The organism is Novosphingobium sp. Chol11 (assembly GCF_945870625.1).
In the GTDB taxonomy this organism is placed as follows: Bacteria; Pseudomonadota; Alphaproteobacteria; order Sphingomonadales; family Sphingomonadaceae; genus Novosphingobium.
Map to the genome: position 1 here is coordinate 42,399 of NZ_CAMBTS010000007.1, position 15,097 is coordinate 57,495.

Below are 15,097 nucleotides of genomic sequence, written 5' to 3' on the forward strand. Positions count from 1 at the left end.
CGTCCCGCGCTTGGAGGTGCATATGATCAGTGCTGATCTTGGATCAAAACTGGAGGAATTCGTGACCAACTTGGTCGCAACCGGCCGCTATAACTCCAAAAGCGAAGTGCTGCGCGAAGGCGTGCGCCTCATTCAGGACCGGGAGGCGCGGCTTGCAGCGTTCAATGCGGCGATTGCCCGCGGCCTTGCGGATGTGGACGCGGGCCGAACGAAACCGGCCGAGGAGGTGTTCGACCGCCTTGAGCAAAAATACCGCGCGATGGCCGAACGGGCGCAGTGAGGGTCGAAATCGCCGCCGAAGCAGGGGCCGATCTTGACGCCATTGCTGAGTACATTGCCCGTGACAGCGCAAACCAGGCGTTGGACTTTGTCAGGCAATTACGCGAGACTTGTGAACGTATTGCTGTGTTTCCAAAGCGGTTCCCGCTCGTCCGCAAAGAAGATCAAAGCGGAATCAGGAAGGCGCTGCACGGTAACTACCTGATCTTTTTTCAAATCGAGGACGAAACAGTCTACGTGATTCATGTCTTGCACGCCGCAACCGACTACGAAACCCGGCTATTCGACCAATGACCATCCCCCCCTATCTTGCGCTCGCCATCGCCATTGTGGCCGAAGTCATTGCCACCACCGCGCTCAAGCAATCAGCGGGGTTCACCCGGCCCATGCCTATGCTCGTCACCGTGATCGGCTACAGCATTGCGTTCTATTTCCTCTCGCTCACGCTCGAGCGGATGCCCACCGGGATCACCTATGCGATCTGGTCCGGCGTGGGCATCGTGCTGATCACCGCGATTGCATGGCTGCTGCATGGTCAGCGGCTGGACGGAGCTTCGCTGGCGGGCATCGGGCTGATCATGGCCGGGGTGCTGGTGCTGAACCTGTTTTCAAAAGCAGGGGCTGGCTGAGCTAACCTCGCTCAATCCATGTGCTTCAGCCCGACGCGCAAGTAATCCCACCCCGTGATCAACGTCAGCGCGGCGGCGGCCCACAACGTGGTCAGGCCTACGGTGTGCGGTACGTTGATTTCGAGGCCGAACGCCATCGCCGTCCAGCCGGGCGTTGCGCGGCCCAAGATCAGCGCGCCGAGCGCGACCATCTGCAGGCCGGTTTTCCATTTGGCGAGCTTCGACACCGGAACCGAGACCTGCAAGCTGCCGAGAAATTCGCGCAGGCCCGACACCGCGATCTCGCGCACCAGAATGATCAACCCGGCGATGACATGCAGCCGCCCGACATAAGGGCCGGTCAGCACGCCTTGCGCGGTCAGCACGAGAATCACCGCCGCGACCATGATCTTGTCGGCAATCGGATCGAGAAAGATGCCTAGTTTGCTCACCGTGCTATGCGCGCGGGCGAGGTAGCCATCGAAATAATCCGTGACCCCCATCAGGCAATAAACCGCAAAGCCAGCGAGGTAGCCCGCCGGCCAATCGGGCCACCACAACAGCGCCGCCAGCACCGGCACCGTGACAATCCGCGATAGGGTAAGAATATTAGGCAAGTTCAGCATAAGACTTCGCCATATCCCGCCCGCATCATGGGTGAAACCACCAGTTGCCCCCTTGCCCGCAGCGCCCATCCGGCTAAGGGTCTGGGCACAAACCGGGACGCTTGCAAGAACGTAAATGACCACCACGACGCATCTGATCCGGAGCCGCCGCTTTCTGCCGCTGTTCGCCACTCAGCTCCTCGGCGCTTTCAACGACAATTTTTACAAGAACGCGATGATCCTGTTCGTGGTCTACTCGGTCTATAACTCCGAGGCGGCCGAAGCGCGCTTTTCCGCGATCGCCTCGGCGCTGTTCATCCTGCCGTTCTTCCTGCTCTCGGCGCTATCGGGCCAATTGGCCGACATGCGCGACAAGGCGCGGATCATCCGCATCGTCAAAGCCGCCGAAATTGTGATCATGCTGATCGGCGGGGTGGGCCTGACCCTCGCCTTTCAGGGGATCATGGTGCACACGCTGGCCATTCCCGTGATGCTGGCCGCGCTGCTGGCCATGGGCGTTCATTCCACGTTTTTCGGGCCGATCAAGTACGCGATCCTGCCCCAGCATCTTGAGCCCAACGAAGTCTTGGCGGGCACCGGACTGGTCGAGGCAGGCACCTATATATCGATTCTGGCGGGCACCATTCTGGCCGGATGGATCCCGATCGAGGTCGCGGCCGTGGTCGTGATCGTAACTGCGCTGGTCGGCTTCCTGACCGCGCAATATGTGCCCGCCGCCCCGCCATTGATGGAGCCGCAGCCGCTCGACTGGAATATCGTGCGCTCGTCGATCACGCTGGTGCGCATGACCACGCGGCATCCGCGCGTGATCCTAGCGATTGCGGCGATCAGCTTTTTCTGGACGATCGGGGCGGTGCTGTTCATCCAGTTTCCTCCGCTTGCCAAGAATGTGCTGAGCGCCAGCAAGGAAGTCGCCAGCCTGTTCCTCGTGGTGTTCTCGATCGGGGTTTCGATCGGCTCGGTCTCGATCAACCGCATGCTGGGGGGCAAAGTCTCGGCGCGCTTTGGCCCGGCGGCAGTGCTGGTCATGGGCGTATTCGTCGTCGCGTTCCATCTGGTCTGCCGCATGTGGCCGCACGCGCCGGGCGAAGCGCTGCTGAGCGTATCGCAGTTCATCCTGCAGCCGCTCGCCGCGCCGCTGCTGCTCAGCCTGCTGGGCATTGCAATTGCGGGCGGCATGTTTGTGGTGCCGCTTTACGCCTTTCTCACAACCGTGGTCGACAAATCGGAAACCGCGCGCACGATCGCGGCGAACAACATCGTCAATGCAGGCGCGATGGTGGTCGGTTCGGTTATTGCCATCGGCCTCAGCGCGGTCGGTGTCGATCTGGCCGATCAGTTGCTGCTGGGCGCCGCAATGTGCATCATCGCGGCATGGCTGGGCTGGTTGCTCTACAAGGCGGAGCAGGCGCACGCGGGCGAGATCGAGCACGCATTTGAGTAACACGGTTCTCGGCGAGGTGCGCCGACCTCAGGATATGAAGGCAAGCACCGCGAGGAAGCAGGCGCAATAGGCCAGCAGGAAGTCCTTCATATCCTGCAGCGTGATCATGCGCGGATCGAGCGGCTTGGAGCGCAATTTCGCGCGTTCCATCGCCAGCGCCACTTCGGGTTCGTATTCCGGCATAACGCGCAGCACGGCCTCGGGCAGTGCGGCACGAAAGGGGTGGCAGCGCGGCTCGGCAGCAGCCAACGCGCCGATCAAAGCGGGCGCTTGCCCGCCCATGCCAGGCAGGAGCACCTGCGGCGCAAGGCCTAGGCGGAATGGATGGCCAATATTCTTTCGACCGAACGCGATTCTAGTATCCATGTGGGCAACAGTAACGATTTGTTGACCATCGCGGGAGGCCGCCGAGGCCGGTTTCGCAGGCCAGTTCCACAACGGCACAGTGTTGCGATGAGGGTCGCGATGAGGGCAGGAACAGCCACGAAAAAGGCCGCCGGATGAGCGGCGGCCTTCTTTGATTTGGAGCGGCGCCTTCGGCATGAGCGAGGTTGGGGAGTGCACCTCAGACTTGCCTCAGGTTGGTTCAGGCCAGACGCTCAAAGCGCGTCTTTGATCGCGCCCTTGATCTTGCCTTCAGCTTCTTCGGCCTTGCCCTTGAGCTCCTGCACTTTGCCTTTTGCCTGCAGGCTGCCGTCGCCGGTCATCTCGCCCACGGCCTGCTTAATGTTGCCGATAGCCTGATCTGCTGCGCCCTTGGCGCGATCTGTGAATTCACCCATTGTTCGTCTCCTTGGTTGTGACCAAATGAAAACGAACCAGAAATCAGATGGTTCCCCCCGCCATCTCCAAAATCAGCGCCCACTCGTCTGGCCGCACGGCAGACACGGACAGGCGCGAGAGGCGCAGCAGGTCCATCGCCGCCAGCGCTTCGGTTGCCTTGATCGTGGCGAGCGTGACCGGCGCGGCCAGCTTGGCGAGCGGCTTCACCTTTACCGCGGCCCATTTGCCTTCGGGATCGGTGGGATCGGTAAGCCCGCCCGCGCTGATCTGGGCAATGCCGACGATCTCCTTGCCAATGTTCGAATGATAGAAAAACGCAAGGTCGCCCACTTGCATCGTGCGCAGATTGCGCGCGGCCAGATGATTGCGCACCCCGTCCCACGTGCCCTCGCCCTCGGCCACCAGATCATCCCAGCCATAAACATCCGGCTCCGATTTCATCAGCCAGAGCTGCTCGCTCAGCGCAAATTTGGTCATGCAGGTCCTTTGAATTGAGATATGGCGGGGCATTACCGCAATTTGGCAGGCCGAACAGCATGAACCTTGAGACGCTCCCGCTGCTCTCGCTGACCAGTGAACCTGCGGATCTCGCCCGCGATCTGGGCGCAAGCTTCGCGCAGTTCGGCTTTGCGCTGGTGACTGGCCATGGGCTCGATCCCGCGCTGATCGAGCGGGCATGGGCGCTGACCGAAGCGCTGTTCGCGCAGCCCGAGGCACAAAAGCGTGCCTGCCATATCGCCGGCGGGGGCGGCGCGCGCGGCTATACCCCGTTCGGCACCGAAATCGCCAAAGGCGCGGCGGCGCATGATCTCAAGGAATTCTGGCATGTCGGGCGCGATCTGCCTGCCGGGCATCCCCTCGCCGCCTCGATGCCGCCCAATGTCTGGCCCGCCCACCCGGCGCATTTCCGCCAGACTTTTGCAGCGCTCTATGCCGAACTTGACCGGGTCGGCGCGGCGATCCTCTCGCGCATCGCAGTGTGGCTGGGGCTTGAGGCGGAATGGTTTGATCCTGCCATCGCCGATGGCAATTCGGTGCTGCGGCTGCTGCATTATCCGCCGGTGCCGAATGACGTGGCCGAAACCGCAGGCGGCGCGATTCGGGCCGGAGCGCATGAGGACATCAACCTCATCACCCTCCTGCTCGGAGCCGAGGAAGCGGGGCTGGAACTTATGACCAAGGACGGCCAGTGGCTCCCCGCCTTGCCGCCAGAAGGCGCGCTGGTGGTCAATATCGGCGACATGTTGCAACGCCTGACCAACCATGTGCTCCCCAGCACCACCCACCGCGTGCGCAACCCCGAAGACGCACGCGCGGGCTTAAGCCGCTATTCGATGCCGTTTTTCCTGCATTTGCGCAGCGATTTCCTGATCGAAACGCTGCCCGGCTGCATCAGCCAGGAGAACCCCGACCGCTATCCCTTCCCGATCCTGGCGGACGATTACCTGCAGGAGCGGCTGCGCGAGATCGGGCTGAAGCGTTAGTCACACCGCCGTGAGCCCTTGCGATGAAGGCGCGTGATGCTATCCTCCGCTTCATGCCAATCGATCTCGAAATCGCCCGCAGCGTAACCTTACGCCCCATCGCCGATGTTGCCGCAGCAGCGGGCATTCCGCCCGATGCAGTTGAGTTTTACGGGCGGCACAAGGCTAAGCTCGCGGTCGAAGCCTTGCCAGAGGCACCGGCCGGCAAGCTTGTTCTGGTCACCGCGATCAACCCCACCCCGGCGGGCGAGGGCAAGACGACAACCTCGATCGGCCTCGCCGACGCGCTGAACCTGACCGGGCGCAAGGCAGTCCTTGCGCTGCGCGAGCCGTCGCTAGGCCCCTGTTTCGGGGTCAAAGGCGGGGCAACCGGCGGTGGGCGTTCGCAAGTGGTGCCGATGGAGGACATCAACCTTCATTTCACCGGCGATTTTCATGCGGTGACCGCGGCGCACAATCTGCTCGCGGCGATGATCGACAATCATATCCACTGGGGCAATGCGCTCGCCATCGATGTGCGCCGCGTGGTCTGGCGGCGGGTGCTCGATGTGAACGACCGCGCACTGCGCAATATCGTACAGTCGACCGGCGGCGTGGCCAATGGCTATCCGCGCGAATCGGGCTTCGATATCACCGTCGCTTCCGAAGTCATGGCGATCCTCTGTCTGGCGAGCGACCTGCATGATCTGGAGGCGCGGCTCGGGCGCATTGTCATCGGCTATACCCGCGAGCGCCAGCCGATCACCGCGCGCGATCTGAAGGCCGACGGCGCAATGGCGGTGCTGATGAAAGAGGCGATCAAGCCCAATCTGGTGCAGACGCTGGAGGGCAATCCGGCGCTGATCCACGGCGGCCCGTTTGCCAATATCGCGCATGGCTGCAATTCGGTGATCGCCACGCGCACTGCGCTGTCGCTGGGGGATTATGTCGTTACCGAGGCCGGGTTTGGCGCGGATCTCGGCGCAGAAAAATTCTGCGACATCAAATGCCGCTCCAGCGGCCTCAAGCCCGATGTCGTGGTGATCGTGGCCACGGTGCGTGCGCTCAAGATGAATGGCGGCGTGGCCAAAGACAATCTGGGCCCCGAAGATGTCGCAGCAGTGCGCCGGGGCTCTGCCAATCTGGTGCGGCATATCGAGAATATCCGCCAGTTCGGGCTGCCTGCAATCGTGGCGATCAATCACTTCGTGACCGACACCGCCGCCGAAATCGCGGTGGTGCAGGAAGCCGCCGCAGCGCACGCGACCCCCGCGATCCTGTGCCATCACTGGGCCAAGGGCGGCGCGGGCGCATCGGAGCTTGCCGATGCCGTGGCCTTGCTGTGCGAACGCGGCCAATCGCAGTTCGCGCCGCTTTATGACGATGCGCTGCCGCTGTTCGACAAGATCAACACGGTGGCAACGCGGATTTACCGCGCGGTGGAGGCCATCGCCGAGCCGCATGTGCTGGCGCAATTGAAGCGCTGGGAGGATGCCGGGCACGGCCATCTGCCAGTGTGCATCGCCAAGACGCAGTACAGCTTCTCGACTGATCCCAAGCGATTGGGCGCGCCGACCGGCCATGTGCTGAGCGTGCGCGAGGTGCGCCTGGCGGCAGGCGCCGGATTCGTGGTCGCGATCTGCGGCGAAATCGCGACCATGCCCGGTCTGCCCCGGATCGCCGCAGCCGAACATATCCGGCTGGGCGCAGACGGCGAAGTCGAAGGGCTGTCATAAAGTCCCGCGCAGCCGGGAATACCCTGCACGGCGGCTGTCGGCGATCACGCCGCAGCGGGTCGCCGTGCATAGATCCCGAACGCCGCGATAGCGGCATAGCATAGTGCCGGGATCATCAGGGCCAGCGCCAAACTGCCCGACTGGTCGGCGAGGAAGCCGGTCAGCACCGGAACGACCGCGCCGCCGAAGATGGCGATATTGATCATGCCTGATCCGTCAGCCGCCCGCGGACCCAGCTTCTCGCAGGCCAGCCCGAAAATCGTCGGAAACATGATCGAATTCATCAGCCCGATTGCCAGCAGGCTGTAACCCGCCAGCGCGCCAGCACTATTGGCCGAGATCAGGATCAGCGCGACCGCGCCGACGGCGACCGCTGCGAGGATTTTGCCCGGGCTCATCAGCCGCAGAACAAAGGATCCGACAAAGCGTCCGATCATCGCGCCCCCCCAGTAAAAACTGATCATGTTGCCGGCCGACAATTCCGACAGGCCCATGACGCTCGGTTGCCTCAGATAGCTGACGATCAACGAGCCAATCGATACCTCCGCCCCGACATAGAGGAAGATGCAAAGCGCGCCGTAGCCGAACCGGGGCCGACGCAGCAGCGCAAAGCCGGCGATCGGCGAGCTCTGCTCAATCGGCGCAGCTTGCAGCGCGTTGCGAAATAGCCAGACGACCGCTGCAACCGCCGCAAGCGCCGCCGCCAGCGCGAGATAGGCATTGACGATCACTTGCGTCTCGGCGGTGCGATAGGCGTCGAGCGCGCTGCCGGTCAGCGAAGCGGCGGAAACCGCGGCGAGGCTTCCCAGGATCAGCGTAGCGCCGACCCCGGGGAAGATTGTCGTGCCCAGACTGTTGAACCCTTGGGCAAAGGTCAACCGGCTGTGAACCGTCCTTGCCGGACCAAGCAGGCTGATCAGCGGGTTTGCCACGACTTGGACAATCACCACACCACTCGCGAGCACAAACAGCGCCAGCAGAAACAGGCTGTACGTGGCATATTGCGAGGCCGGAATGAACAGCAGGCAGCCCACCGTCATGATCAGCAGCCCCGCGACCGCCCCTCGCATATAGCCGATCTTCTTGACCAGCTGCGCGCCGGGTATCCCGATGACCAGATAGGCCGTGAAAAAGCAGAACTGGACAAGCATCGCCTGCGTGAAATTGAGCGTGAACAGCTCCTTGAGCTTGGGAATGATCACATCGTTAAGGCTGGTGATCCCGCCGAAGATAAAGAACAAGGCGAGGACAGCATATTGCAGTTCCGGTCGAAATTCTGCGCCACCTGTGGGCTCGCTGTCATTGGGATCGCGCACGTTGGCGGCAAAATCTGGCGCAAGGACCACGGGTTCTTCCTCCGTTAAGATTGTCTGATTTCTTGGCGCTAGTGCTCTTGCAGCGTCGCCGATTTGTGGATGCTTCCAGCCGGTGGCGCGGGGGGATCGGCCTTGCGGAGAGGCCCCGCGTCATTGTTTGCGGAGCTTTGCGCGGGATCGGACAATTCGATCAGGCCCGGCGCTACATTCCAGCCGCTCAGCTCGAGCTGGCGGGGGTGCGGCCCCGCCAGCGCAGACCGGATCTCGATCCGCCGCTCTTCTCCCGGCATGAGCGCGACATAGTTTTCGCTGTAGTAAGACGGCAATATCCGTGCGCCATGCTCACCGAGCAGCGTGAGCTTGGCGTTGAGCGCAGGTACAGCCCCGGTGTTGGCGAGTGTCACGATGCGCACCTGCTCGGTGCCTTGCGTCTCAACCGGGGCGATGCTGACCCCGAGCGCCGCCGCCTGCATCGTGCTCAGCGCGCGATAGGCCGCCGGATCACGCCCGCGCCAGTAAACATTGCCCGATACGCGGGCGCCTTGCGCATCGAACAGCCGGAGCGAGACCAGCACCATCGGTTCGGTCTCAAACAGCTTCGTCAGCGGCACGGCTGCGCGCACCGTGGTTCGATTGGCCAGTGCGTCGATCGTCTCGCTGCAAGTGAACAACGGACGACCGGCAAGGTCGGTGACTTTCACCTCGGCGCGCAGCGCACGGGCGTCAGCCTGGCTGGTGTTGACCACCACCAGTTCGTTGCCGGGCAGATTGAGCTGGATGTGCAGCGGTTCAGCAGCCATTTTTGCCCCGTAGTAAGCCGCTGACGTGTCATAGTCCGAGCTATAGAGCTGCCATGAATTGGACGGCCATGACGGATGCGTCATCCACAGCAAGCGTCCGCTGTTCTTGGTCCAGAGATGGCCGAGAAACCCTTCGTAGATCGCCTTGTGCGTCTCCAGATTCATCATCTGCGCCTTGCGCTCGAAATCTTCGAGGCTGGTCGCCGGGCCGAACATGGCGGCGAGCGCGGCCATGAAGGTCTTGCTGTCGCCGTTCCCCGAAAAGTGCCAATCGTGATAGGCGAGCGTATCCGACAGCGGCCAGCGATCGGGCGCGGGCACCGATGCCTTGATCGCGCCGAGCGTCGAAAGCGACGGAGAGCCGGTTTCGACCGAAAAGCCTGAGGCAAGATCGGTGAAGTACCCTTCGGGCGGGCGATAATTGTAAGGCCCGGACCCTTGCAGGTTGACCGTGTTCGAGCTGCCGGTGAACCAGCGCGTGCCATCAAGCTGGGCAATCACGTTGTCCATGCCCTCGTTGAGCAGGGGATAGGGCACGCCTTCGTTGCGGCCGAACCACACGACGATCGAGGGATGGTTGCGATAGCGCTTCACCGTGTCGCGCATATTGGCGAGAAACAGCGCCGGATCCTGAGGCTCGACCTGAAAATCCTGCGTCGATTGCCAGAAATCGTTGAGGATCATCATGCCGTTCTCATCGGCCAGATCATAGAATTCGGGCTCGCTGTTGTTGCCCATCCAGTTGCGGATGATGTTCATATGTGCCTCGCGCTCGAGGCGGAAATAGGGGGCGAGCCGATCGCGGCTGACGCGCTTCAGCGCATCGTCCATGCCCCAGCTGCCGCCGCGCGCGGCGATCCGCACACCGTTCACCCGCAGCGCGAGGTGTGGAAGCGCATAACTCGCCGGGATATCGCGGACCGCAGGCGATGTTTCGCCGGCGGGAGTGAGGCTTTCCACCCAGCCCTCGGGGGTCTGCTTGATGGCGACATGGCGGACATCGACCAGCCGCTCGCCGCGCAGCATGCCGTCGGTCGGATGGACCTCGACCCGGCGCAGCTTTCCGGCCGCATCGAACAGCGACAGCTCGTAGCTCACCTCGCGGATGCCGAAGCGCAGCGTCTTGCGATCTGATTCCGCGCCCTCAGTGCCGACTGTCAGGGTCAGATCATGCAGCGCTGGCTCACCATAACCATTGGGCCACCAAAGCCTAGGCTCTGCAATGCGCAGCGCCGGATCGGCGGCGGGGGAGAAGCGGACCATGCTCTCGCCGGGCGGCAGATCGAGCGTGCGGCTGACGCGCACATCGTCAAAGGCGGCGGTGACCGTCACGCGCTGCGATGCCGGGCCATCATTCCTCAGCGGCACATCGATATGGATGTCGGCGCTATCGGTGCGCGGCAGCGGCAGATCGGTGACAACGCGCGGATCGAGCAGCCGCACCGCGCCGGTCGCGTGCAACTCGACCGGTTGCTACAGCCCGGTGTTGCGATCACGGATGCCGGGAATCCAGTCCCAGCCCTCGCTCGCCACAAAGGTCGGCCCGTCGATCGCCAGTTGGCCGCCATTTTCGCCGACCCCGCCCGCAATCGATTGTTCATGCGGAATGCCGGGGTGCGGCGGCGGGCTAACCCGCACCGCAACGACATTCTCGCCCGGTACCGCCTCGAACGCAAACGTCCCGCGCGTGAACGCGCCGGACGTCGTGCCAGCCTGATGCCCATTGATCCAGATCTGGGCGGCATAGTTGATCCCGCCGAACTGCAACCGCAGCCGTTTGCCGCTCGCCTGCGCGGGAATGGTGAAGCTGGCGCGGTACCAATAGTCCTGTCGCGCGAGCTTCTCCGGGATGGCGAGGTTATTGAGGCCATAATAGGGATCGGGATATACGCCGCGATCGATCAGCGTGGTCAGCACCGTGCCCGGGACCGTGGCCGGATACCAGCGCATGACATCGGCGCCGGGGCTTGAAAGCTCGGCACCCGTTGCCGTGACGCGCGGTGCCTCGATCAGCCGCCAGCCATTGAGCCGCCAGCGCCCCGGGGCGAGCGTATCGAGCAGGGGCACCGCTGGCGGCGGCGTGGCCACCGGGGATGAAAAGCCGCCCTTGCCCTGAGGCAGCGTCCATGCATCCTGCTGCGCAAACAGGCCGATGTTCGCCTGCTTCTGCCAGACCCAGCCCACGCCGACGTCAAGCATCTGGACAAGATCGAAATCAGGCGGGCGCTTTGCTGCGGCCGCGATGCTGGCCGGTGTCAGCAGGACAGGGGCCACAAGCGCGCCGACCATCGCGCCGCCAAAGTGCTGAAGGCGGGGCAAGGTGGTGCGCGCCGGGGCGATGGCAATCAGCGGGGCTGCGGCAATCGCGGCGAGGCGGCGATGCGCCACTTCGCGGCCATCGACATAAAGACGCAGCGATGCGCCGTCGCTGACCGCCGCGACATGGGTCCAGCGCCCTTCGGCGATGGTGCCTTGGCCCGCGCGGACGAGGGTCTCACCCATCGCAAAGGCAAGACGGCCATCATCGAGACCCAGACAGCGGCAACCGGCAGGTGTCGGCTCGCCGACCGCGATCAGCGGGACAAAACCCGGCTGCCGCGCGGCCGGGCGGAGCCATGTGCTATAGCTGAAGGCCGCGCCGGCTGCGAGAAGCGGCGCGCCAGCGGGCAAGGCCCGGTCGATCCCAATCCCGCCTTCGAGAAAGCGGGCGTTGTAAGGGCCGCCATTGACCAGCGGCGTCTGCGCCGAAGCGGTCGGCGCAAGCAGCGCGGCAAGAACCAGCCAAGCAAACCGCGATCCGATCATCCTGTCATCCCCTGACAGCACCCTGAATGGTGCTTTGCGAAACCCTGATAACCTTATCAGAAAAATGTGCCGTTATCTGCGCGTGTAAAAAGTCATGATCCATGGAGCCCAGCATTGCTGCGGGCTCCGCTGGCCTGACGCTAATGCGGGCACTCAGCGACCTGATCTGCAACCGTTCCCAGCGCTACCCGCGCCAGGCTGAAGCGCGCCGCCCCGGCCGTGGAAAGCTGGAACGGGGCGGCCAGCCGCGTCATGTCCGCCCCGGCCTGCGCAAAGCATTTGAGCGGAACGCCGATGGTCTGCCACTGGCCGATGGCGTTCGCGGCGAATTGAGGCACCGCCACCGCGCCGCTGCAGCTTGGCCCGCAGCCGACCGCGATAGTGAACCCAGTTGCCGGAGCGGCATCGATCCGCGCCGTCACCAGCAGCATCACATCGCCGTTGGTTTCGCGCGATATGTCGATCGGGGCTTGGGTGACGAGTTCGACAGTCTCGCGCCCATCGCCGGTAAAGGTAAACTGGCGCGCGCCTTCCTGAACCAGATGGTCGGTTGCCGCCACCTGCCCGCGACCACCCAGCACGATCGCCGGCAGCATGGTGACCCGCGTCGCATCCGCGCCGCCGTCGCTCACCACCAGCGACCACGAGGGCGTTGGCGCGCCCTTATCGAGGAACACGCCCGGCTTGTCTCCCTCGACCACGCCCGGGTCTTCGTTCAGCCGCTGCCAGCCCGCGCCGGGCTGCGCCATGGTCCGGCCAAAGCCGCGCTTGAACAAGGCCGGGCCTTCATGCCGCGCGGTCGCCGGCCACGCTGTCGGAAGCGTGCCCGAAAAGTCGTAGCGAGGCCGAGTGCCGCCCTGCACGAGCATATCAGCAACGCCCTGGCCTTCGGATCCGGGTAGCCAGGCGACGACAAAGGCATCGGCCAGATTAAGCTCAGGGTTCACGAACAGCGGCCGCCCGGTAATCATCACCGCGACGACCGGGATGCCTTGCGCCTTGAGCCGCTGCATCGTCGCATAAGGCGCCCGCAGCTCTAAACGAAGCTGCAACGTCTTCAAATCGCCCTGAAGTTCGGCATAAGGCATTTCGCCGAAGACGACAATCGCGACATCGGGGCGCTGATTGAATTGGCCATCGGGCGCGAGTTCGGCCTGCCCGCCAGTGGCCCGCACCGCCGCCTCCAGCCCGCGCCAGATCGAAGTGCCGCCGGGGAAATCCTTGTTGGCGACGCCGGTGCCCTGCCAGGTGATCGTCCAGCCGCCGGATTGCCGGCCGATGTCATCGGCACCGTCGCCCGCAACGAGCACTTTGGCACCGGGCCTGATCGGCAAGACGCCCCCGTTTGCCTTGAGCAGTACCAGCGATTTGCGCACGGCCTCGCGGGCGATCTCCCTATGCGCGGCGCTGCCGAGCAGATCGAAGCGCCCGGAAAAGGGCCGCGAAGACGGCGTGCCCGCCTCGAACAACCCGAGTCGCAGCTTGGCGCGCAAGATCCGCGCAACCGCATCATCGAGCCGGGCAAGCGGAACGATCCCGCTGCGGACTTGCGCAACGAGGCTGTGATAAAGCGGCTTCCAGCTATCAGGCGCCATATACATGTCGACCCCGGCGTTGATCGCTGCAGGGCAACTGTCATTGGTGCAGCCTTTGATCTGCCCATGCGCGTTCCAGTCTGTGACGACGAACCCGCCAAAACCCATGCGGCGCTTGAGCACATCGGTCAGCAGCCCCTTGTTGCCGGCGATCTTGGTGCCCTGCCAGCTGGAAAAGCTGGCCATGATCGTGGCCACGCCCGCATCGATGGCGGCCAAATATGGTGCGCCGTGCACTTTGCGCAGCGTGGTTTCATCAATGCTGGCATTGCCCTGATCGGCGCCCTCGTCGGTCGCGCCATCGGCAATAAAATGCTTGGTGCTGGCCAGCACATGCGGCCCGGATAGAATGCGGGTCTTGCCGCTGATCCCCTGCAGCCCCGCGATCATCCGCTGAGCATAGGCGGTCACCAGCGCAGGGTCTGAAGAATACCCTTCATAGGCGCGGCCCCAGCGATAGTCCTGCGGCACGGTGATGGTTGGCGCAAATGTCCAGTCCAGACCGGTCGCGCGCACTTCGAGGGCCGTCGCGCGGCCGATGCGCTCGATCAGCGCCGGATCATGCGCCGCGCCCAGCCCGATATTGTGGGGAAACAGCGTCGCCCCCACAATGTTGCTATGGCCGTGCACGGCATCGGTGCCCCAGATGATCGGGATGCCGGCATTGCCGTCCCGCAGGTCGACCGACTCGAGATAAAGCGCATCGGCAAGCGCCAGCCATTTGTCGGGCGATGCAAATTCATCACCGCCAGGTGCGGAGTTCCCGCCGTTCAACACCGAGCCAAGGTGGTAGCGGCGGACATCGCCCGGCGCGATGCTGGCGATATCGGCCTGGATGATCTGGCCGACCTTCTGTTCGATCGTCATGGCGGCGAGCAAACGGTGGATTTTCGCCTCGTCCGCCCGGCTTGAACGCACCGGCCATTGTGCGCGCGGCCACTGCTGCGGATGGACGGTCGCTGCCTCGGGTTGCTGCGGCGCCTGCGCAGAGACGCTGCTAACAAACGCTATGATGGCAACAAGGGATCCGGCGAAACCCGAAGCCCTGCAAAAACTGACGGTCAAAGGCCGCTCCCGTTATTGATCGATTTATTGTTTGACAACGTTGACAGGCAAGCCCTATCTTGTCAACGTTGTCATGCACCGAGCGAGGCGCTCTGCATGTTGCATAAGGCGGAGCAACCGCCGCTGGTCTAAGGGAGAAGCAGACATGATTTCCGATCGCCATCACACCCGAATCGCGCTGAGCATCGCGGCATCCGCGCTGGCCCTTGGCACGGCCTCGATCGCCCGCGCGCAAGACGCGGCCGCACCTCAAGCAGCCTCATCGCCGCAAGCCGCTGCTGCTGAAGCCGAAGAGCAGGCGATTGTCGTCACCGGTTTTCGGCAATCGCTTGCCACCGCGCTGAACGCCAAAAAGGCCTCCAACCTGATCCTCGAATCGATCACGCCTGAAGATATCGGCAAGTTCCCCGATCAGAACATCACCGAATCGCTGTCCGTCGTCAGAACATTTGGCACAACTCGCGGCGTAAATTAGCGGAGTGCGGGCCTCGTCTGGGGTTGGGTTTTAGGCGGCGAGCTTGCGGTGTTGCAAGCGCCGATGCTCGATGGTTTGTCGCTTGATCCTTTCACGTTGTTT

15 protein-coding genes are annotated in these 15,097 nt (G+C 63.5%); 7 read left to right on the forward strand and 8 right to left on the reverse strand.

Annotated features, from left to right (window positions below; all coding sequences use genetic code 11):
• Positions 1-22: 22 nt before the first annotated feature.
• From Q0O40_RS02430 to Q0O40_RS02440, 3 genes are read left to right on the forward strand one after another with little or no spacing between them, the layout of a single operon-like run.
• Positions 23-280 (forward strand): type II toxin-antitoxin system ParD family antitoxin, encoded by a 258-nt coding sequence (locus tag Q0O40_RS02430; protein ID WP_295525730.1) that lies wholly within the window; start codon positions 23-25, stop codon positions 278-280.
• Complete coding sequence (locus Q0O40_RS02435) at positions 277-573, forward strand: type II toxin-antitoxin system RelE/ParE family toxin (protein WP_295525734.1); 297 nt, start codon at positions 277-279, stop codon at positions 571-573. The genes Q0O40_RS02430 and Q0O40_RS02435 overlap by 4 nt, the downstream gene beginning before the upstream one ends.
• Before the next feature lie 2 nt (positions 574-575).
• Entirely contained in the window at positions 576-908 is a 333-nt protein-coding gene (locus Q0O40_RS02440) for a multidrug efflux SMR transporter (RefSeq protein ID WP_295525759.1), read from the forward strand.
• A gap of 11 nt (positions 909-919) precedes the next feature.
• On the opposite strand, the gene pgsA is transcribed toward Q0O40_RS02440, so the two are convergent.
• On the reverse strand, positions 920-1,513 hold the full coding sequence (gene pgsA, locus Q0O40_RS02445) for a CDP-diacylglycerol--glycerol-3-phosphate 3-phosphatidyltransferase (protein WP_295525736.1): 594 nt from the start codon (positions 1,511-1,513) through the stop codon (positions 920-922).
• 115 nt (positions 1,514-1,628) lie between these two features.
• Between pgsA and Q0O40_RS02450 the strand changes: the two genes are divergently transcribed.
• Positions 1,629-2,957: an MFS transporter gene (locus tag Q0O40_RS02450; protein WP_295525738.1), complete on the forward strand. Its 1,329-nt coding sequence runs from the start codon at positions 1,629-1,631 to the stop codon at positions 2,955-2,957.
• A 27-nt stretch (positions 2,958-2,984) separates the two neighbouring features.
• Here the strand turns inward: Q0O40_RS02450 and Q0O40_RS02455 are convergent, their stop codons facing one another.
• From Q0O40_RS02455 to Q0O40_RS02465, 3 genes are read right to left on the reverse strand one after another with little or no spacing between them, the layout of a single operon-like run.
• Entirely contained in the window at positions 2,985-3,500 is a 516-nt protein-coding gene (locus Q0O40_RS02455; protein WP_295525740.1) for a hypothetical protein, read from the reverse strand.
• Between the two features lie 56 nt (positions 3,501-3,556).
• Complete coding sequence (locus tag Q0O40_RS02460; RefSeq protein ID WP_295525742.1) at positions 3,557-3,739, reverse strand: CsbD family protein; 183 nt, start codon at positions 3,737-3,739, stop codon at positions 3,557-3,559.
• 43 nt (positions 3,740-3,782) lie between these two features.
• Positions 3,783-4,217, reverse strand: a complete 435-nt coding sequence (locus Q0O40_RS02465) for an EVE domain-containing protein (protein ID WP_295525744.1) — start codon at positions 4,215-4,217, stop codon at positions 3,783-3,785.
• 59 nt (positions 4,218-4,276) lie between these two features.
• On the opposite strand from Q0O40_RS02465, the gene Q0O40_RS02470 reads away from it, so the two are divergent.
• Positions 4,277-5,224 (forward strand): 2-oxoglutarate and iron-dependent oxygenase domain-containing protein, encoded by a 948-nt coding sequence (locus Q0O40_RS02470; RefSeq protein WP_295525747.1) that lies wholly within the window; start codon positions 4,277-4,279, stop codon positions 5,222-5,224.
• A 53-nt stretch (positions 5,225-5,277) separates the two neighbouring features.
• Positions 5,278-6,939, forward strand: coding sequence for a formate--tetrahydrofolate ligase (locus tag Q0O40_RS02475; RefSeq protein WP_295525749.1), 1,662 nt, complete (start codon positions 5,278-5,280; stop codon positions 6,937-6,939).
• A gap of 44 nt (positions 6,940-6,983) precedes the next feature.
• Here the strand turns inward: Q0O40_RS02475 and Q0O40_RS02480 are convergent, their stop codons facing one another.
• From Q0O40_RS02480 to Q0O40_RS02495, 4 genes are all read right to left on the reverse strand, one after another.
• A complete protein-coding gene (locus tag Q0O40_RS02480; protein ID WP_295525762.1) occupies positions 6,984-8,255 on the reverse strand; it encodes a sugar MFS transporter in 1,272 nt (423 codons plus the stop codon).
• A 68-nt stretch (positions 8,256-8,323) separates the two neighbouring features.
• Positions 8,324-10,516, reverse strand: coding sequence for a glycoside hydrolase family 2 TIM barrel-domain containing protein (locus tag Q0O40_RS02485; RefSeq protein WP_295525751.1), 2,193 nt, complete (start codon positions 10,514-10,516; stop codon positions 8,324-8,326).
• A 12-nt stretch (positions 10,517-10,528) separates the two neighbouring features.
• Positions 10,529-11,860 carry a LamG-like jellyroll fold domain-containing protein gene (locus Q0O40_RS02490; RefSeq protein ID WP_295525752.1) on the reverse strand — a complete coding sequence of 444 codons (1,332 nt, stop codon included), beginning with the start codon at positions 11,858-11,860 and terminating at the stop codon, positions 10,529-10,531.
• A gap of 140 nt (positions 11,861-12,000) precedes the next feature.
• Positions 12,001-14,322, reverse strand: coding sequence for an exo 1,3/1,4-beta-D-glucan glucohydrolase (locus Q0O40_RS02495; protein WP_295525755.1), 2,322 nt, complete (start codon positions 14,320-14,322; stop codon positions 12,001-12,003).
• 343 nt (positions 14,323-14,665) lie between these two features.
• Between Q0O40_RS02495 and Q0O40_RS02500 the strand changes: the two genes are divergently transcribed.
• Positions 14,666-14,995 (forward strand): hypothetical protein, encoded by a 330-nt coding sequence (locus Q0O40_RS02500; RefSeq protein ID WP_295525757.1) that lies wholly within the window; start codon positions 14,666-14,668, stop codon positions 14,993-14,995.
• Positions 14,996-15,097: the final 102 nt, after the last annotated feature.